General features: G+C 71.5%; 15 protein-coding genes. 5 read left to right on the forward strand and 10 right to left on the reverse strand.

Annotated elements, in window-relative coordinates; translation table 11 throughout:
• Positions 1-311 precede the first annotated feature (311 nt).
• Positions 312-1,967 carry a ricin-type beta-trefoil lectin domain protein gene (locus ACFY16_RS29185; RefSeq protein WP_390650162.1) on the forward strand — a complete coding sequence of 552 codons (1,656 nt, stop codon included), beginning with the start codon at positions 312-314 and terminating at the stop codon, positions 1,965-1,967.
• On the opposite strand, the gene ACFY16_RS29190 is transcribed toward ACFY16_RS29185, so the two are convergent.
• Positions 1,859-3,172, reverse strand: a complete 1,314-nt coding sequence (locus ACFY16_RS29190; RefSeq protein WP_390650315.1) for a lactate 2-monooxygenase — start codon at positions 3,170-3,172, stop codon at positions 1,859-1,861. The two genes, ACFY16_RS29185 and ACFY16_RS29190, sit on opposite strands and share 109 nt — an antisense overlap.
• A 144-nt stretch (positions 3,173-3,316) precedes the next feature.
• On the reverse strand, positions 3,317-3,868 hold the full coding sequence (locus ACFY16_RS29195; RefSeq protein WP_390650163.1) for a hypothetical protein: 552 nt from the start codon (positions 3,866-3,868) through the stop codon (positions 3,317-3,319).
• Between the two features lie 324 nt (positions 3,869-4,192).
• Between ACFY16_RS29195 and ACFY16_RS29200 the strand changes: the two genes are divergently transcribed.
• Positions 4,193-4,627: a protease inhibitor gene (locus ACFY16_RS29200; RefSeq protein ID WP_390650164.1), complete on the forward strand. Its 435-nt coding sequence runs from the start codon at positions 4,193-4,195 to the stop codon at positions 4,625-4,627.
• A gap of 135 nt (positions 4,628-4,762) precedes the next feature.
• On the opposite strand, the gene ACFY16_RS29205 is transcribed toward ACFY16_RS29200, so the two are convergent.
• From ACFY16_RS29205 to ACFY16_RS29215, 3 genes are all read right to left on the reverse strand, one after another.
• Positions 4,763-5,149 carry an STAS domain-containing protein gene (locus ACFY16_RS29205; protein WP_390650165.1) on the reverse strand — a complete coding sequence of 129 codons (387 nt, stop codon included), beginning with the start codon at positions 5,147-5,149 and terminating at the stop codon, positions 4,763-4,765.
• A 329-nt stretch (positions 5,150-5,478) separates the two neighbouring features.
• Positions 5,479-6,489 carry a Ppx/GppA family phosphatase gene (locus tag ACFY16_RS29210; RefSeq protein ID WP_390650166.1) on the reverse strand — a complete coding sequence of 337 codons (1,011 nt, stop codon included), beginning with the start codon at positions 6,487-6,489 and terminating at the stop codon, positions 5,479-5,481.
• Positions 6,490-6,592: 103 nt separating this feature from the next.
• The gene (locus ACFY16_RS29215; protein ID WP_390650167.1) at positions 6,593-8,095 is read right to left on the reverse strand and encodes an MFS transporter; all 1,503 of its coding nucleotides are present in this window, start codon (positions 8,093-8,095) and stop codon (positions 6,593-6,595) included.
• A 243-nt stretch (positions 8,096-8,338) separates the two neighbouring features.
• Here ACFY16_RS29215 and ACFY16_RS29220 point away from each other — a divergent pair, with 243 nt between their 5' ends.
• Together ACFY16_RS29220 and ACFY16_RS29225 are read left to right on the forward strand one after the other, a co-directional pair.
• Entirely contained in the window at positions 8,339-8,689 is a 351-nt protein-coding gene (locus ACFY16_RS29220) for an ArsR/SmtB family transcription factor (protein ID WP_390650168.1), read from the forward strand.
• Between the two features lie 6 nt (positions 8,690-8,695).
• Positions 8,696-9,226: an SRPBCC family protein gene (locus tag ACFY16_RS29225; protein WP_390650169.1), complete on the forward strand. Its 531-nt coding sequence runs from the start codon at positions 8,696-8,698 to the stop codon at positions 9,224-9,226.
• A gap of 13 nt (positions 9,227-9,239) precedes the next feature.
• Here ACFY16_RS29225 and ACFY16_RS29230 read toward each other — a convergent pair whose 3' ends face one another.
• The 5 genes from ACFY16_RS29230 to ACFY16_RS29250 form a co-directional block, all read right to left on the reverse strand.
• A complete protein-coding gene (locus ACFY16_RS29230) occupies positions 9,240-12,056 on the reverse strand; it encodes an NHLP bacteriocin export ABC transporter permease/ATPase subunit (protein WP_390650170.1) in 2,817 nt (938 codons plus the stop codon).
• A gap of 1 nt (position 12,057) precedes the next feature.
• Complete coding sequence (locus tag ACFY16_RS29235; protein ID WP_390650171.1) at positions 12,058-14,280, reverse strand: NHLP family bacteriocin export ABC transporter peptidase/permease/ATPase subunit; 2,223 nt, start codon at positions 14,278-14,280, stop codon at positions 12,058-12,060.
• Positions 14,277-15,083 (reverse strand): HlyD family efflux transporter periplasmic adaptor subunit, encoded by an 807-nt coding sequence (locus ACFY16_RS29240; RefSeq protein ID WP_390650172.1) that lies wholly within the window; start codon positions 15,081-15,083, stop codon positions 14,277-14,279. The genes ACFY16_RS29235 and ACFY16_RS29240 overlap by 4 nt, the downstream gene beginning before the upstream one ends.
• Positions 15,084-15,175: 92 nt before the next feature.
• Positions 15,176-15,391: a type A2 lantipeptide gene (locus ACFY16_RS29245; protein WP_351137826.1), complete on the reverse strand. Its 216-nt coding sequence runs from the start codon at positions 15,389-15,391 to the stop codon at positions 15,176-15,178.
• A 474-nt stretch (positions 15,392-15,865) separates the two neighbouring features.
• Positions 15,866-16,279 (reverse strand): PaaI family thioesterase, encoded by a 414-nt coding sequence (locus ACFY16_RS29250; protein ID WP_390650173.1) that lies wholly within the window; start codon positions 16,277-16,279, stop codon positions 15,866-15,868.
• Positions 16,280-16,465: 186 nt separating this feature from the next.
• Between ACFY16_RS29250 and ACFY16_RS29255 the strand changes: the two genes are divergently transcribed.
• The gene (locus tag ACFY16_RS29255; protein WP_390650174.1) at positions 16,466-17,797 is read left to right on the forward strand and encodes a S1 family peptidase; all 1,332 of its coding nucleotides are present in this window, start codon (positions 16,466-16,468) and stop codon (positions 17,795-17,797) included.
• The last annotated feature ends 87 nt before the right edge of the window (positions 17,798-17,884 follow it).

Below are 17,884 nucleotides of genomic sequence, written 5' to 3' on the forward strand. Positions count from 1 at the left end.
GTTTCACCGGGGCGCAGGGAATGTCGAAAACCCACGCAGGCGACGAGAGTCGGCCGCGTATCTGACTAATTGTCAAAGAGGCGGATGTTGCCCTCGTAGCTTGTTGTGCACGAGTGAGTTGTGCAAGGCTGAACCACCCGTGCGGGGGGTAACGGCCGGGCTTCATTCGTCCTTCGGTGAACCGGAGCCGGTGCGCGCCCGGCGAATTCGCCTTCCCCCGCGCTCGCCTGAAAGGTACGCGTCAACCGAGCGCGCCTTTCGGCGACCAGAACTTCTGTGTGCTCACGCGCGCGTGGGAAGGAATCCGCTCAGTGCCCACCCCCCACCCCCCTCGACCGCCCTACCCCCCGCCCGGCGGGGAACCCGGAGAGTCCGACGAGTCCCTCGCCCTTCGGATGAGGGGTGGCCCGGACGCCGAGGTCGCCCAGTCGACCGCGCTGCTCATCGCCCGGCACTGGCAGCCGGTGCACGCCTACGCGGCCATCTGCCTGGCCTCCTCGGCGCAGATCGCCGCCATGGTCACCGGGGCCGCGTTCCACCAGGTCTTCGACCGCCTCAATCTGGGCGAGCCCGCCGCCGCGCTGCGCCCCCGGCTGCTGGTGACCGTGCGGGACACCGTCCGGCACTGGGCCGCCGCGGAGCGAATAACGGGAGTTCTGCCGGAGTTGCAGAAACCCGCCGGGGGGCGCGGCATGCGGGCCGCCACGTCAATGACCGCCGAAAACCGTGAGCTGGCCCAGCGGTCGTTCCAGTCCCTTCCGCCTGCCGCCCAGTGCCTGCTCTGGCACACCGAGGTCGAGGCGGAGCCCATAACCGTCCCCGCGGGGCTGCTGGGCATGGACGTCGACTCCGCTTCGGCCGTGCTGGAACAGGCCCGGGACAAATTCCGCGAGGGCTGCGTGCGCGCCCATCGGGAACTCGCGCCGACCGACGAATGCCGCTTCTACAACCGGCTTCTCGACGTTCCGATGCGCCGCGGTGGCGCTCTGCTGCCGGATGTCCGACGGCATCTGTCGGAGTGCCGCTACTGCCGTTCCGCCGCCGAACAACTCGGCCTTTTCGAGAGCGGGCTGGGAGTCCTGCTCGCCGAATCGGTGCTCGGCTGGGGCGCCCGCCGCTATCTCGAGTCGCGCCCGGGCCGCTCCGCCCAGCCCGGCGCCCGTACCCGTGGCTCCGCCCGGCACGGCGGCGGGGGCTCCCGCCGCGCGGCCCGCCACCGCATCCTGGCCCGCATCCCCCTGCCTGCCCGCCGGTCGCCGGACGGGACACGCTCGCCGCGGGCGCTTCGCACCGGCGTCGGCCTCGCCTCGGCCGGGATGCTGACGACCCTGCTCGTCGTGGGACTCTGGCCGGGCGACGACGGTGGCGTCGACCCGGCCGCCTCCACCAGCGTCACCGACGGTCGCGTCACGGCCCCCGGCACCGACTCCCAGTCCGCGTCGGCCGCCACCACCGCAGCGCCGGGAACCGCCCAACTGCCCACAGCGCCGCGGCAGACCAGACTGCGCAACGCGGCCGCCGACCTGTGCCTCGACATCGGCGGTCAGGACCAGGCGGGAGCGGCCGTCGAACTCGCGGTGTGCTCGTCGGCCTGGACCCAGCAGTGGTCGTACGAGAACGACGGGCTGTTGCGCAGCGTGGCCGACCCGGAGCTGTGCCTGGACTCGCGCGCGGACGCCGGTGTCGTCATCCTCGGCACGTGCGCCGCCGAGAAGGACGCGCGGGGCGACGACGTGCGCTACGACCTCACCGTCCAGGGCGAGTTGCTGCCCCGCTGGGACCAGACCCTCGCCCTCGCCACCGCGGGCGAGGACCCGGGCGCCGACATCGTCGTCAAGGTCCGGGACGGCTCCACCGGTCAGCGCTGGCTGACCGCCGCGGCGTCGGCCGGCCCCGGTTCATTGTCGATCACCGGGAGTGACGCCCCGTCCGCGCAACCGGTCGAGCTCTCGGACCGGACGGCGTAAGGAGCCGGCTCACCACGCCCCGCGGCCGCTCGCGGGCACGCGGTGTCCTCGACGAGGTCCGCGGCGCCGACGGTGGCGGGGCCCGAGTGGCCGGACAGGGCGAGGGTCAGGTCGAGTTCGGCGAGGAGGCAGCGGATCACGTGCTCGACGCCGGACCGCCCGTCGAGGCCGAGGCCGTAGACGTACGGCCGGCCGAGGAGCACCGCCCGGGCGCCGAGCGCGAGCGCCTTGAAGACGTCGTCGCCGGTACGGATCCCGCTGTCGAACAGGACCGTGAGGCGGTCGCCGACCGCCTCCGCCACCCGCGGCAGCGCATCGGCCGCGGCCACCGAACCGGCCACCTGCCGGCCGCCGTGGTTCGACACCACCACCCCGTCCATGCCGGCGTCGGCCGCGAGCCGGGCGTCGTCCGGGTGCAGGACGCCCTTCAGCACGATCGGGCCGTCCCAGTTCTCCCGCAGGAACGCCAGGTCCGGCCAGGTCTTGCCGGGGTCCGCGAACATGCCGACGAAGTGCATCACCGCCGCGTTCGGGTCCTCGTGCACCGGCTTGGCCAGGCCCGCCTGAAAGGCCGGGTCCGAGAAGTAGTTGGCGGTGCCCACGCCGTGCAGGAACGGCAGGTACGCCTGGTCCAGGTCGCGGGGCCGCCAGGCCAGCAGCGGGGTGTCCAGCGTGACCACCAGAGCCGTGTACCCGGCCGCCTTCGCCCGGTTCAGGAAGCTCCGGGTCACCTCCCGGTCCTTGGCCCAGTACAGCTGGAACCAGCGCTCGGCGTCCCCCATCGCCTCCGCGACCTGTTCCATGGGCGTGCTGGACGCCGAGGACAGGATGTACGGCACGCCCTGCGCGGCCGCGGCCCGGGCGGCGGCGGACTCGGCGTCCGGGTGCATGATCGACAGCACGCCGACCGGCGCCAGCGCCAGCGGGGCGGGCAGCGGGCGGCCCAGCACCTCCACCGAGAGATCGCGCTCGTGCACGTCCCGCAGCATGCGCGGCACGATCCGGCGGCGTTCCAGGGCCGCCCGGTTGGCGCGGGCCGTACTGCCGTCACCCGCGCTGCCGGCGACGTAGCCGACCGGGCCGGGGCCGAGCCGCTGCTCGGTCAGCTCCTCCAGCCGGGTCAGATCGGTGGGCAGCCGGGGGACCGCACCCGTCATCCCGTTCAGATAGATCTCGTACTGAAAGTCCGCCCAGTGCTTGGCCATGCGTACGTCCCGCCTCTCGTCGTCGAGCACACGCTGCACGCCGACGATACTGGCGGGTAGGCACGGGTCCGCCCGCCGGGGCCGGTCCGCTCCACGACTCACGACCCGGCCGCCGACTCCTTGAGGATCGGGGCCGGTTCGCGCTCACTCCTCGTCGGCCCGGTCGTCTTCGGGCTCGGTGTCCGGTCCCTGCGCCCGGACCCGCTGGACGTGTTCGAGGGAGTCCCGCAGTTCTGCGAGCCAGTCGTCGGTGTGGCGCTGGACCAGCCGCACACACCAGGCGAGGGCGTCACTGCGGCTACGGGCGACCCCGCCGGCGATCAGGGTGTCGAGGACCTGGCGCTCGGGCTGGCGCAGCCGGGTCATCACGGGCGCGGCGACGTGCGTGAACAGGGCGCGCTCCGCGCCGCACCGCACACCCCAGGAGACCTTGCGGTCGAAGCGGTGCTCGGCCTCGCGCGCCACCGCCATCCGAGCCTCGCGGGTGCGCTCCCGGAACTCCTGGATACGGCTGCGCACGGCCGCTTCCCGCTCGGCCGCCGGGGCGTCCTCGGCCAGCCGGGGTTCGGGGATGCGGCCGATCACGGTGATCTCCTCGCGGTCGACCGTCACCTCGGTCAGCTCCTCGAAGAGGTCGTCGGGCAGACGGCCGGCGAACCAGCCGCGCAGCTTCTCTCGTTGCTCTGTCGTAATCATGTAATGACGATTACTCCGCTCGAACATGAACACAAGGGGTTGCGGAGGAGTCAGCCGAGAGCGGAAGCGGAATGTTTCAGGACGATTAACGGGCGCAGGGAATCAGGCCATCTGACCGGTTCGACGGAAGAGGAACCGCCCGGTTGAGCGGTTGACGCGTGCGAATTCCGTGACTTCACGCCACTGATTCAACACGCAAGGTTACTGAAACCGGTGGGTCGGATGTGTGTTCCGGCGACGGACTCGGCAGACTCGCGCTCGCCGCCGCGGCACCCACCGGGCCGCGGTCGGCACCACCTCGAATCGAGCGGAAGGATGCACACAATGCGGAACACCGCGCGTCTGGCAGCGACCCTCGGCCTTGCGGCCGCCGCCGTCTGCGGACCCCTGACCGGGGCCTCCGTCGCCGCCCAGGACGCCACTGCGACCTCGCTCTACGCCCCGTCCGCCCTGGTGCTCACCGTGGGGCACGGCGAGAGCGCCGCCGCCGCGACCCCGGCGCGGGCGGTCACCCTGACCTGTGCCCCGACGGCGTCCGGCACCCATCCGGCCGCCGCCCTGGCCTGCGCCGAACTACGCGGTGCCGGCGGGAACCCCGACGCCCTGGCAAGCAGACAGGACGCGCAGTGCACCAAGCAGTACGCGCCCGTGGTCGTCACGGTCGACGGTGTCTGGCAGGGCAAGCGCGTCTCCTATGAGCGCACCTTCGCCAACGAGTGCGTGAAGAACTCCTATGGGACCAGCGTGTTCGAGTTCTGAAGGACCGGGATCGTGCGGCCGTGAGCGATACGAGAGGCCCGCAGGTGGGGAGTGCGAGCCCTGTTCGCGGGGCCGCTGCGATCTCGCACCAGGGGTCGGCCGGGCGGAGTGGGGCCGCCCGCCGACCCCTGGTAATCACTTGGCATCATTCGACTCCCCGGGCAGCCGGGGGAGCAGCGGAAAACGGCCCAGCAGGCCCGCTGCGCCGAGCAGCCGGCGCACGCGCGGATCGTCGGAGACGACCCGCAGGCTGCCGCCGCGCTCCCGGGCCCGCTTCTCGGCCCGGCACAGCACGCGCAGCGCCGAGCAGTCGAGGAAGTCGGCGGGCCGCAGATCCACCAGCACGTTCGGTTCCGGGGGCGCGGTCGCGGCGTCCAGGTGCTCGGCGACCAGGTACGCGGTGGCGAGGTCCACCTCTCCCGTCACCTCGACCACGGTGAACGAACCGAGCGCCCGGGTACGGGCGCAGGTGTTCGGGGGCGGGTCGCGGTCGTGGGCCTGGACTTGGGCTTGCGGAGTCATGTGTGCTCCACCGCGGCAGGGGGGCATTTGATCTCCGTAGTTACCCCGTCGGGGCGAGGGCCATCCCTGTCCAGCCGGGCATACGATCTTGTTCACTCGAACCGGTGAACTTTCGACTCGACTTATTGACTTGCCTCTTCGTGTGGTGGCTGGTGTCGCGTCAGGGATAGCGGCCGCTGCGCCGACAAGGGCCGACTGGGGTCGACGCCGTACGCGGCCCGGTGGTTCCCGACGGTGTCGAACTGCCCGACGGTGGGAGGCGATGGCAGCCGCGCCGTCGAACTGCCCGACGGCGGACCGACGAGAGCCGCGCCCGGTGCACCGGTGCGTCAGCTCGACGCCGTCGCGACGTGGAGCGGCACCGGGTCCGGGGCATCGGCCTCCTCGCTGCGGCGGGTGACCTCCGCCCACCAGGAAGGTCCGTCCTCGATGTGCCGTAGGAGGACTCCTTCGCGGATCGCCCAGGGACAGACGGTGACTGCGGTGAGTCCCGTCAGCTTCATCGCGGTGTGCCCCACCACCGCGCCGGCCAGGCTCTGTGCCGCCCGCGGCGCGGAGATGCCGGGGAGGCGGGCGCGTTCCGCGGCGGGCAGCGCGGCCAGCCGGCCGATCGCCCCACGCAGGTCCGAGCGGTACAACTGCCGTTCCACGAAGGGGCCGTTGCGTCCAGGCGCGGCTCCGCACAGCCGGCCCAGCTGCTGGAAGGTGCGTGAGGTGGCCACCGCGGTGCGCGGCCCCTCCCAGCGGATACGCGCCGCCACGTCCCGCAGTTGATGGCGCACCCCGCGCCGCAGGGCACGCACCCGCTCCGGGCCGGGCGGATCCTGGCAGTCCGCGAAGAACTCATGGGTGAGCCGGCCGGCCCCGAGCGGCAGCGAGGCCACGAAGTCCGGTAACCGGCCGCGCCCGAAGGCCACGTCGAACGAACCGCCGCCGATGTCCAGCAGCGCCAGCGGCCCGGACCGCCAGCCCATCCAGCGCCGGGCCCCGAGGAACGTCAGCTCGGCCTCCACCTCACCCGGCAGGGTGCACAGCGCGACGCCCGTTCCGGTCCCGACGGCCCGCAACACCTGCTGCCGGTTCGGGGCGTTGCGTACCACCGCGGTCGCGAATGCGAGCGGTGCGGCCGCGCCCCACCGGGTCGCGGTCCGGCTCGCTTCGGCGACCGCGTCGACCAGCCGCTCGACGGCGTCGTCGGGGATCGGTTCCCCGGGGCTCACCTGTTCGGACAACCGCAGGCGCCACTTGGCGGTGTGCACCGGCAGCGGTACCCCGCCCTCCGCGTCCGCCACGACCAACCGGACCGTGTTGGAGCCCACATCCACCACGCTGATTCTCATGGGGGTTTGAATACCCAGGCACGCGGCCCGACGTGCGTGCGCCACCGGACGGAGGGGCCGCCGTCTCCCTGAGGACGGCGGCCCCTCGGTCACGGGCGGCTGATCACATGTGGATGACCTGAGGAGCGTCGGCGTCCTGCTGCGGCACGCCACGGCGGTACACCAGGAACCCGATCACCGCGCCGGCCGCGAAGAAGCCGGCCGACCACCAGAAGGCGGTGGTGTAGCTCTCGATCGTCGCCTGCGCCTGGACCAGCTTGTCGGCCGGGTTCTTCCCCGCCAGGTAGTCGGTCGCGGCACTCGCGGCGAGCGTGTTCAGCAGCGCCGTACCGATCGAACCGCCCACCTGCTGCATGGCGTTGACCGTCGCGGAGGCCACACCCGCGTCCTCGGCGGCCACCCCGCCGGTGGCCAGCTGCATGGCCGGAGGCATCACCAGGCCGAGACCCAGGCCGATCACGATCAGCTGCGGCAGCACCGCGCTCGCGTAGTGCGAGCCGACGCCGATCCCGGTCAGCCAGGCCATGCCGACCGCGGCGATCGCGAAGCCCAGCGGGATGACGGCCTTCGGACCGATCCGCGGCACCAGGGCCGTGGTGCCGAGCTGCGCCGCCACCATCAGCGCCGCGACCATCGGCAGGAACGCCACACCGGTCTTCGTCGGGCTGAATCCCAGGTTCAACTGCAGGTAGTAGGTGAGGAAGAGGAACACGCCGAACATGCCCGCGCCGGAGATCAGCACGGCCAGGTACGAGGCCGCGCGGTTGCGGTCGAGCAGGATGCGCAGCGGCAGCAGCGGGTGTGACGAGCGGGTCTGCCACCAGGCGAAGGCGGCCAGCAGCAGACCGCCGACGATCAGGAAGCCCCAGGTCGCGGGGGAGTTCCAGTCGTGCGTCTCGGCGTTGGAGAAGCCGTACACCAGGGAGAACAGACCGGCGGCGACCAGTACCGTGCCCGGCACGTCCAGCTTGGAGTTCGTGGCGTCGCGGTGGTTGGTGAGCAGCAGCCAGCCGCCCACGAAGGCGACGACGGCGATGGCGACGTTGACGTAGAGCGTCCAGCGCCAGTCGAAGGCGTCGGTCAGGACACCGCCGAGCAGCAGGCCGACCGCACCGCCCGCACCGGCGATGGCGCCGTACACGCTGAACGCCTTGGCGCGCTCACGGGCGTCGGTGAACGTCGTGTTCAGCAGCGACAGCGCGGCGGGCGCGAGAAGCGCGCCGAAGGCGCCCTGGAGGGCACGTGCCGTGACCAGCATTCCGAAGCCGTTCGCGGCACCGCCGAGCGCGGACACGGCGGCGAAGCCGACGACGCCGATGAGGAAGGCCGGCTTGCGGCCGAAGAGGTCGGCGATGCGTCCGCCGAGCAGGAGCAGGGAGGCGAACGCGAGCGCGTACGCGGTGACGATCCACTGCCGGTTGCCGTCGGAGAAGCCGAGGTCGGCCTGGGCCGACGGCAGGGCGATGTTCACGATGGTCGCGTCCAGGACGACCATCAGCTGTGCGACGGCGATGATCGCGAGGATCCACCACCGCTTCGGGGAGGCCCCGGGCGGCACCTCCACGGCACCCGAACGGGTGTCATCGGTCAGGGTCTTCTGGGACATGGGGGAAGCACTCCAGGGAAAGTCGGCTTTGCCAAGTCGTGAACGAAACGGTTTCGTACACATCAAGGCTAAATCAGTTTCAGCGAAACGGCAACGTTTCGCTGCGGGAGAGGGTCGGGCATGCGCAGTGGGGCCTCGAGACCGACGGGGTCGGCCGTGTTGCGGGGGCGGGGAGTCCTGGAGTCGCTGGGCCGCGACATACATTCCTTGACGGGAATATAACCGTAGAGGCATATTGGGGCCATGTCCGATGCCTCGCTCTGGACCGCCCTGGCCGATCCGCACCGACGGGCCATCGTCGCGCTGCTCCTCGAGCGGCCGCGGCCCGTCGGCGAGATCGTGGAGGCATGCCGTCTGAGCCAGCCGAGCACGTCCAAGCACCTGCGGGTGCTGCGTGACGCCGGTCTGGTGCGGGTACGGCACGACGCGCAGCGCCGTGTCTACGCCCTCGACCCGGCCCCGATCGCCGAGCTCGACACCTGGCTGGCCCCCTACCGCAAGCTGTGGAACACCAGCCTGGACGCCCTGGGCCGCCGCCTCGACGAGACACCGGACGACCTCAACGACCCCGAGGAACCCTCCGCGAAGGACTGATCCAGCATGTCCGCCGACCTCACCGGCACATACCTGACCCTCGACGACGGCCGCCCCGCCGTCAGCTTCAGCCGCACCTACGGCCACCCGCTCGACCGTGTCTGGCGGTTCGTCACCGACGCCGACGAACTCGCCCAGTGGTTCCCCTCCCGCGCCGAGATCGAGCTGCGTCCCGGCGGCACCATCACCTTCAGCGGCGACCCGAACATGCCCGAGTCGACCGGCCGGGTCATCGCCGTGGACCCACCCCGCCACCTGTCCTTCGAGTGGGGCGGCGACGAACTCCGCTTCGACCTGGAGGAGGTCGACGACAAGCGCACCCGCTTCACCCTCACCAATGTGCTGGGCGCGGCGGACACCGCCGCCCGCAACGGCGCCGGCTGGGAGGTCTGCCTCGCCGCCCTCGACGCGAAGGCGCGCGGCGAGCGGCCCGAGGGGCCGCACGCCGGGGCCGGCGCGCCCTGGAAGGAGTTCTACGAGGGATACGTCGAGGCCGGGGTGCCGTCGGGCGCGCCCGTTCCGGGCCTCGACGCCTGATCCGGCCCCGGCGTCACGCCAGCTGCCGCCGCACCAGCTCGTGCAGCCGCCCGCCCGTGTCCGCGAGCAGCTGGGCCGGCGGGCCCTGCTGAGCGACCTTGCCGTTCTCCATCACGATCACGCGGTCGGCGTCCAGCACCGTCGACAGCCGGTGCGCGATGACGATGCGCGTGGCGTTGAGGGCCTTGGTGCTCTCGATGACGGTGCGCTGCGTCTCGTTGTCGAGTGCGCTGGTCGCCTCGTCGAAGAACAGGATGCGCGGTCGGCGGATCAGCGCCTGGGCGATCATCAGACGCTGACGCTGGCCGCCGGAGACCGCGCCGCTGCCCGCGACGATCGTGTGCAGGCCCATCGGCATCCGCTTGATGTCCTCGGCGAGCCCGGCCATCTCGGCCGCCGCCATCGCCTCCTCCGGCGTGTACGGCTCGGTGCCGCAGATGACGTCCAGGATGGAGCCGGTGAACGGCTGGGCGTGCTGGAGCACGACACCGCACTGCCTGCGCACCGCCGACTGGTCGAGGGCGGCCAGGTCCTGACCGTCGTACAGGACACTGCCCGAGACCGGCCGGTCGAAGCCGATGAGCAGCCGCAGCAGCGTCGACTTGCCGCAGCCGCTGGGGCCGACGACCGCCACGAACTCGCCCGGCCGTACCTCGAACGACACGTCGTCCAGGACGAGCGGGCCGTCGTCGGAGTAGCGGAAGGACAGCCGGCGGGCCTCGATCGCGCCGGACAGCGGGCCCGGCCGGGTGCTGGCCGTGCGTACCTCGGGCGTCGCGTCCAGCACCGGCTTGATCTCCTCGAACAGCGGCAGCGCGGCCACCGCCGAGACGAAGGCGCCGGTCAGCTGGGTGACCGAGGTGAGCAGCATGGTCACCGACGTGTTGAAGGTGAGGAACTCGGCGGCCGACAGCGAACCGCGCGCCGGACCGGCCAGCAGCATGAACATCAGCAGGGAGCACACCGGCAGATAGACCGCGCCCAGCACCGTGTTGAGGTTCTTGATCCGCCCGAGCCGCTGCTGGAGCTCACGGCTGCGCGCGAACTCCGAGGCCCAGGCCGCGTAGGCGTAGTTCTCGGCCGCCGCGACGCGCAGCTTGGGCAGGCCGCGCAGGGTCTGGAACGCCTGGTTGTTCAGCTTGTTGCCGAGCACCACCAGCCGTCGCTGCCAGCGCACCTGCCACAGCCCGAGCCCCAGGAACACGGCGGCGATCACCACCAGCATGCCGATCGCCGCCATCGCCATCGGGACGCTGTACCACAGCAGCAGGCCCAGGTTCATCGCTCCGACGGTGACCGCCTGGGCGACCGACGGCCCGACTCCGGCGAGCAGCCTGCGGATCGCGCTGATGCCCATGGCCGCACTCGCCAGCTCACCGGTGGAGCGCTCGGTGAAGAACTTCGTCGGCAGGCGCAGCAGCCGGTCCCAGACGGCCGGCTGGAGGGTCGCCTCGATACGGCCCTCCAGGCGCAGGATGGTGAGGTTCTGCAGCAGGGTGAAGGCCGCCGCCACCACGCTCGCGACCATCACGGCCAGACAGACCTGCACGATCAGCCCGTGCTGGGCCTTCGGCACGTACTCGCCGAGCACCTTGCCGGTGGCCACCGGCACCAGCGCGCCGATCGCGACCGTCACCAGGCCGCTGAGCAGCAGGCCGGTCAGGTCGCCGCCGGTGCCGCGCATGCTGAACCGCAGCAGCCGCAGCGGGCTGAGCCCCCGCTCCGGCAGCGGGCGGTAGAACATCACCGCGCGCGGCTCGAACTCCTCCGCGTTGGCCTTCTCGATGGGCGTCTCCCGCCCGGTCGCCGGGTGCACGGCCACGTATCCGCCGCGCCGCCACAGCAAGGCGACCGGCGTACCGGACAGTGCCCGGTGGCCCACCAGTGGGCCGACGTTGTCGCGCCACCAGGTCCCGTCCAGCCGCACCGCCCGGGTGCGCACGCGGGAGGCGAGCGCGACCTGCTCGACCGGATCGAGCCGGTCGCTGCCGGTGCCGCTCTGCGCGGCCGCCGCAAGGGTGATCCCGGCTGCCTGGGCCACCAGCTTGCACGCCGCGTAGGTGGCGTCCGCGTCGGCGGCCGTGGTGCGCTTCGCGGAGCTCTTCCCGATCGACGCGAGCAGTGTCCGGTCGGCCTGGGCGCGTACCGCCTCACCGGCTTTGATGCCGGCGGCCGTACGCGTCTCGTGGGTGCGTTCCAGCTGCTCGATCCAGCGGTCCAGCGTGGTCAGCAGCCGGTACTGCTGGTCGACCATGCCCTGCCAGACCGCCGGGTCCATCAGCAGGTCGGCCGCCGCTTCCGCGCCGTACAGCGAGCCGTATTGGACGCTGCCGGGCGGCACCTGCATCCAGAAGACGTCGTCGTCCGTCACCTCGGCGGCCCGTTCGGTGGCCATCGGCGCCTGGAAGAGGATGGACAGTCCGCGGCCGACGCCCAGCGCGAGGGCGTACTCCAGGGGGCTGGTCGTCGGCGGAACGTACTGAGGGTTGCCGTACTCGTCGTACGACCACGTCTGGGTGTCCGCGGGCTGGTACAGCTCGCGCAGGCCGATGCGGTGCACCACGCAGTCCCTGACCGGGCGGGCGACCAGGGTGTGCTGCGGTCCGGCGACCGGGCCGAGCAGCAGCGAGCCCGCCTCCAGCCGGCCGAGGTGGTGCCAGTGGCCCTGCTGTGCCGCGTCCACCGCGAACAGGTCCAGGGCGCCGGCCGCGACCAGCCACAGCACCTGGGGGCCCTCGAGGTCGAGCCGGGCGAAGCCCGCGCAGTCGATCGGCGTGCCCAGCGAACCGAGCGCGCCGAGAACCAGGTCGCCTTCCTGAACGGACGTCATCTCATCGCTCCCTGACCAGCGCGGCGTACGCGCCGCCGTGTGCCACCAGCTCCTCGTGCCGCCCGCGTTCCACGATCGTGCCGTGCTGGAGTACGACGATCTCGTCGCTGTCGCGCACGGTGCTCAGCCGGTGGGCGATCACCACACAGGCGCAGCCGCGCCGGCGCAGGTTGTCCATGACGGTCAGCTCGGTCTCCGCGTCCAGCGCGCTCGTCACCTCGTCGAGGACGAGGATGCTGGGCCTGCGCACCAGCGCCCGGGCGATCTCCAGGCGCTGGCGCTGTCCGCCGGAGAAGTTACGGCCGTCCTGCTCGACCCGGCTGTGGATGCCGCCGGGACGGCGCATGACGACGTCGTACAGCGCGGCGTCCCGCAGCGCCTCCACCACGGCGTCGTCCGGGACCGACGGGTCCCACAGCGCCACGTTGTCGCGGACGGTGCCCTCGAAGAGGAACACGTCCTGGTCGACGAAGGAGACGGAGGCGGCCAGCGCGCCGCGCGGGATGTCCTCCAGGCGCTGCCCGTCGATGCGGATCACGCCCTCCCAGGGCGCGTACAGGCCCGAGATCAGCCTCGACACCGTGGACTTGCCGCTGCCCGAACCGCCGACCAGCGCCACCTGGCGGCCCGGCCCGACGGTCAGGTCGAAGCCGGACAGCAGCGGCTTGTCCAGCGGGCTGTAGCCGAACGTGATGTTCTCCAGCTCGACATGGCCGTGCAGTCGGCGCGTCGAGTCGGCGCCGCCCCGGCGGCCGTAGAGCGGGTCCGCCTGGAAGTTCTCCACGTCCTTCAGGCGGGCCACGTCGGCCGCGAAGTCCTGGATGCGGCCCGCGACACCGTTGAGCCGGGTCAGCGGGGCGGTGAAACGGGCCACCAGTGCCTGGAAGGCGACCAGCAGGCCGACCGAGATGTGCCCCTCGATCGCCCGCATGCCGCCGATCCACAGGATCAGCGCGCTGTTCAGCGTCGCGAGCGTCGGCGCGACCACACCCAGCCAGGCGCTCGGCACCCCGAGCCGCTGCTGCTCCTCCAGCGTGGTGGCATGCTGCCCCGCCCACTTGCGGAAGTAGCCGTCCTCGCCGCCGGTCGCCTTCATCGTTTCGATCAACTGCAGACCCGTGTACGCCGTGTTGGTGAGCCGGGCGTTGTCGGCGCGCAGCTTCGCCGTACGGGTCGCGCGCAGCCGGATCACCACGCGCATGGCGACGACGTTGAGCAGCGCCACACCGATGCCGACGAACGTCAGCTGCGGGTCGTAGGTGTACAGCAGCACGGCGTAGAGCACCACGACCACCGCGTCCACGCCCGCCGCCGCGAGGTCGCGGGCCAGGGTCTCGGCCACCGCGTCGTTCGACTGGAGGCGCTGGACGAGGTCGGCCGGGCTGCGCTGGGAGAAGAACGTCACCGGCAGCCGCAGCAGATGGCGCAGGAAGCGGGCGCTGGAGAGAGTCGAGGAGATGATGCGGCCGTGGTGCAGGTTCGCCTGCTGCAACCAGGTCAGGACGACCGTGAGCAGCACGCACGCGCCCATGGACGTGAACAGCACGCCCAGCAGCGAGGTCTGGCCGCCGATCAGGAACATGTCGATGTAGGTGCGGCTGAGCGCGGGCACGGCCGCGCCGACCAGCACCAGCAGCAGGCTCGCCAGGACGGCGGCGGGCATCGTGCCCGCGGTGCCACGCAGCCGGGCCGGCATCGCGCCCCACACGCCCGGGCGGCGCCCGCCCCGCTCGAAGCCGTCGCCCGGCTCCAGCACCAGCACGACGCCGGTGAAGCTGCCGTCGAAGTCCTCCATCGGCACGAAACGGCGGCCCTTGCCGGGGTCGTTGATGAACACCCCGCGCCGTCCGAACCGGCGGCCCATGCCGTCGTAGACGACGTAGTGGTTGAACTCCCAGAAGAGGATCGCCGGGGACTTCACCTCGGCGAGGGCGGCCAGGTCCATCTGCATGCCCTTGGCCGTCAGGCCGTAACTGCGGGCCGCCTTCAGCAGGTTGCTGGCACGTGAGCCGTCGCGCGAGACGCCACACGCGATGCGCAGCTCCTCCAGCGGGACGTGCCGGCCGTAGTGGCCGAGGACCATCGCGAGGGAGGCGGCGCCGCACTCGACGGCCTCCATCTGCAGGACGGTCGGAGTGCGGACGGTCTTCGCGGTCGCCTTGGGGACCTTGCGCGCGGGCGGCGCGGCGCGGCGTCTGCCGCGGGTGTCCTGGGCGGTGGTCACGGAAGCAGCCAATCGACGGGACGCTGGTCGGCCAGCCGGATCGAGCCGGTGGCCATGGTCATGGAGGTGAGGGAGTACGGCGGTCCGTCCGCCGAGGACCACTTCAGACCGCTCTTCGTCGCGGAGGACCTGTCGAGGCGGACGGTGACGGCGACCGGCCGGCCCTTCTTGGTGAACTGCTCGCCCAGCTGGCTGTCGCCGAGGAACGCGGCGATCTGCTGCGCCGACTGCGCTGACCGGTCGACCGACTTCACATGCCCGCGCAGCACCCCGTACTCCTGCGTCGACACGGTCTGGACGGTGAGGTCCACGGGCGCGTTCGCGGGGATGGAGGTGGCGTTCTCGGCCGGGACGTACACCGTCGCGTACAGCGGGTCGCCGGCATGTGCGATCTTCTCCACTGCGGCTACGTTCGCGCCGGTCTGGATGATCTGGCCGATGGTGGCGGCGAGCGCGGTGATCCGGCCCGCGGCGACCGTGCGGACCACGGTGTCGCCCTCGCTCGTACGGACCTTCAGGACGGGGGAGTCGGCGGGCAGCCGCTCGCCCTCCTTGGCGAGGATCGCGGTGACCTGGCCGGCGGCCGGGCTCTGCAGGATGTAGCTGCCCTCGCCGTGCGTGAGGATGGCGGGCGCGCTGACCGTCGACGCCACGGAGCCCGTCACCGCCCACACGGAGGCGCCCGCCAGCGCGAGCACCGTCACCGACAGGACGAGCCAGCCCTGGGGGCGGGCGAAGCGCACAGGGAGATCGAGCTCCTCCGGCGACTGGAGCTTGGCGAGGGCCTGTTGGCGGAACTGCAAGGGACTTCCCTCACCTGTCGGAGAGTTTCACGGCACCCGAGAGTCCCGGAGCCGGGTTGCGGCTCCGGGACTCAACGGAACAAAAGGTGCGATCAGAGACCGGCAACCAGGCCCGTGACCGGGGCGGTGTTCAGGCCGGTAACACCCTCGACGGTGCCGACGACCGTGTTGACCAGGCCGGAGACCGGGGCAATGCCGTCCACCAGGCCGGTGACGGTGCCGACGGCGTTCAGGGAGAGACCGCCGGAGACGTTGTCGAGCTCGGCGTCGGAGATCTCGACGGTCTCAACCTGGGGGGTGGAGTTCATGATGGAACTTCCCTTCATATGGATATTCACAAGGGGGAGCGGCCCCCTCTGGGGACAGATGGACGGCCGCCACCGCAGGCACCGGACGCCCCTTTCGGAGAGCCCTCGCGGCTCCCGCGGTGCGATGGATCAAAGCAGGTTTGCGGTCCGCGGTTCCAATCAACCACCGTTCCCACCTGCGCAATTGCGACTCATGGACAACCAACCGTGCAGGTGCGTGCACGGCTTGCTGGCGACTTCTTCACAAGCCGCGCGGCATCGGCGCACACCGCCTCTTGCCGCCGTGCAGCCGAATCCGACACTCCCGCCCCAAAGGCATCGGCGCCGTCGTCGACTTGTGCAGATTCCCCGCTTCCGGTGACTTGGTTGAGCATTGGATGTGCAGATTCGCTGAAGCCGGGATTCCGCCCCGTGATCGGAACGGATCGTGACGGGCCGATCGCCGATCGTGTCGGATCGGGATGTGAAACCCTGTCAGCCCAGAAGCGCGTACACGGTGCTGGCGCGTGCCGCCAGTTCGCCTGAACGCTCGGCGGTCATCGTGATGTCGGCGAACGCCATCCGGCGGCCCAGCTTGGTCAGCACCGCTTCGATCAGGACATCCGAATCCGTCACCGCGCGCTGGAACGACGTGGACTGCTGGACGGTCGTCATGGGCCCGTAGGCACCCCGGGCCGCCGAGACGGCGATGACCGTGGCGGTGTCGGCCGCGGCCATCAGCGCCTGCCCCGAAAGGCCCCCGCCTTCTCTGGCCAGCCCCGCCGACCAGGGAAGGCGCAGGGTCGCGCGGTCGTCCCCCAGGGTCTCGACGGTCAGGCCGAGGGCCAGGACCCAAGGGGCGAAGTTGGCGGAGAGGATCTTGTCTGCTTCGGCGGTGGTCATCGTCATACGGGGGATTGTTCCCGCCGCGCGGCCGCTCGGCCCGTGGCGTGGCCGATTCGGCGCCGCACAAAGGAAGTTGGGAAACGGAATTGAACGCCCCGCCTGTCCCGCCCGTACCTACGGCCATCCAGGCGCCGCTGTACGAGCTGCCGACCGGCAGCGCAGACCCCGTCCCCCAGGAGGTCGAGAAGTTTGAGTCACAAGCGAATTCCGAAGCGCAAGGCCGCGATAGCGGCGGGCAGCGTGGCGGCACTCGGAGCGGCGGCCCTGCTGCTTCCGAACGCCAACGCCTCCCAGGACGGCGCGTCGGACGCGGCTGCCCCGAAGACCCTGAAGGCGGCGGACGCCTCGGACCTCGCCTCGCAGCTCCAGAACCTGCTCGGAGATGCCTTCGCCGGCTCGTACTACGACGCCGACAGCCGGCAGCTCGTGGTCAACGTCGTCAATGTCTCGGGCGACAACAACAACGTGGTGGTGCAGGCCAAGAAGGCCGGCGCGAAGGTCCGCGAGGTCGACAACAGCACGGCCGAGCTGAAGACCGCGGCGCAGACGCTGAAGACCGAGGCGACCATCCCGGGCACCGCGTGGGCCGTCGACCCCAGAACGAACAAGATCCTGGTCACCGCCGACACCACCGTCACCGGCAGCAAGTGGGACCGGCTGGAGTCGACCGTGCAGAGCCTCGGCTCGGGCATGGCCACCATCAAGAAGTCCTCCGGCACCTTCAAGACGTTCGTGTCGGGCGGCGACGCCATCTTCGGCGGCGGCGCGCGCTGCTCCCTCGGCTTCAACGTCACGGCGAGCGACGGCTCGCCCGCCTTCCTGACGGCCGGTCACTGCGGGGTCGCGGCCGACCAGTGGTCCGACTCCGAGACAGGACAGCCGATCGCCACCGTCGACCAGGCGGTCTTCCCCGGCGACGGCGACTTCTCCCTCGTCAAGTACGACGACCCGAACACCCAGGCCCCGAGCGACGTCAACATCGGCGGCGGGCAGACCGTCCAGATCCTCCAGGCCGCGGAGGCCACGGTCGGCGCGCAGGTGTTCCGGATGGGCAGCACCACCGGCCTGAACGACGGCCAGGTCCTCGGCCTCGACGCCACGGTGAACTACCCGGAGGGCACGGTCACCGGACTCATCCAGACGAACGTGTGCGCCGAACCCGGTGACAGCGGTGGCTCGCTGTTCACCCAGGACGGCAGCGCGGTCGGCCTGACCTCGGGCGGCAGCGGTGACTGCACCGCCGGCGGCGAGACCTTCTTCCAGCCGGTCACCACCGCGTTGACGGCGACCGGCGCCACCCTCGGCGACGCGGGCGCCGGAGCGGGCGACCAGGCGGGCGGCGACCAGGCGGGCGGTGAGGAGGCGGGCGCCGGTGGCGACGCGGTCGGCGGCGACCAGTCGGGTGCTGACGACCAGTCGGGTGCCGGTGATCAGTCCGGGGCGGCCGACCCGTCCGGCGCGGCCGAGAACCAGTCGGGCACGGGCACCGAGGACAACTCCGGGCTGACCGAGACCCACTGATCGGCACAGACCAGCGGTTCCGGCCGACAGTGGCACGGTCCGGCCCTCCGGCGGGAGGGCCGGACCGTCCGTCTTCGCCCCGCGCGG

This window comes from Streptomyces sp. NPDC001315 (assembly GCF_042896175.1).
Classification (GTDB): domain Bacteria; phylum Actinomycetota; class Actinomycetes; order Streptomycetales; family Streptomycetaceae; genus Streptomyces.

Coding starts and splice junctions, on each gene's coding strand:
- ACFY16_RS29230 (WP_390650170.1), bottom strand. CDS start 12,056: ATGACGTCCGTTCAGGAAGGCGACCTGGTTCTCGGCGCGCTCGGTTCG.
- ACFY16_RS29190 (WP_390650315.1), bottom strand. CDS start 3,172: ATGGCCAAGCACTGGGCGGACTTTCAGTACGAGATCTATCTGAACGGG.
- ACFY16_RS29250 (WP_390650173.1), bottom strand. CDS start 16,279: ATGACGATGACCACCGCCGAAGCAGACAAGATCCTCTCCGCCAACTTC.
- ACFY16_RS29220 (WP_390650168.1), top strand. CDS start 8,339: ATGTCCGATGCCTCGCTCTGGACCGCCCTGGCCGATCCGCACCGACGG.
- ACFY16_RS29205 (WP_390650165.1), bottom strand. CDS start 5,149: ATGACTCCGCAAGCCCAAGTCCAGGCCCACGACCGCGACCCGCCCCCG.
- ACFY16_RS29195 (WP_390650163.1), bottom strand. CDS start 3,868: ATGATTACGACAGAGCAACGAGAGAAGCTGCGCGGCTGGTTCGCCGGC.
- ACFY16_RS29215 (WP_390650167.1), bottom strand. CDS start 8,095: ATGTCCCAGAAGACCCTGACCGATGACACCCGTTCGGGTGCCGTGGAG.
- ACFY16_RS29210 (WP_390650166.1), bottom strand. CDS start 6,489: ATGAGAATCAGCGTGGTGGATGTGGGCTCCAACACGGTCCGGTTGGTC.
- ACFY16_RS29200 (WP_390650164.1), top strand. CDS start 4,193: ATGCGGAACACCGCGCGTCTGGCAGCGACCCTCGGCCTTGCGGCCGCC.
- ACFY16_RS29245 (WP_351137826.1), bottom strand. CDS start 15,391: ATGAACTCCACCCCCCAGGTTGAGACCGTCGAGATCTCCGACGCCGAG.
- ACFY16_RS29225 (WP_390650169.1), top strand. CDS start 8,696: ATGTCCGCCGACCTCACCGGCACATACCTGACCCTCGACGACGGCCGC.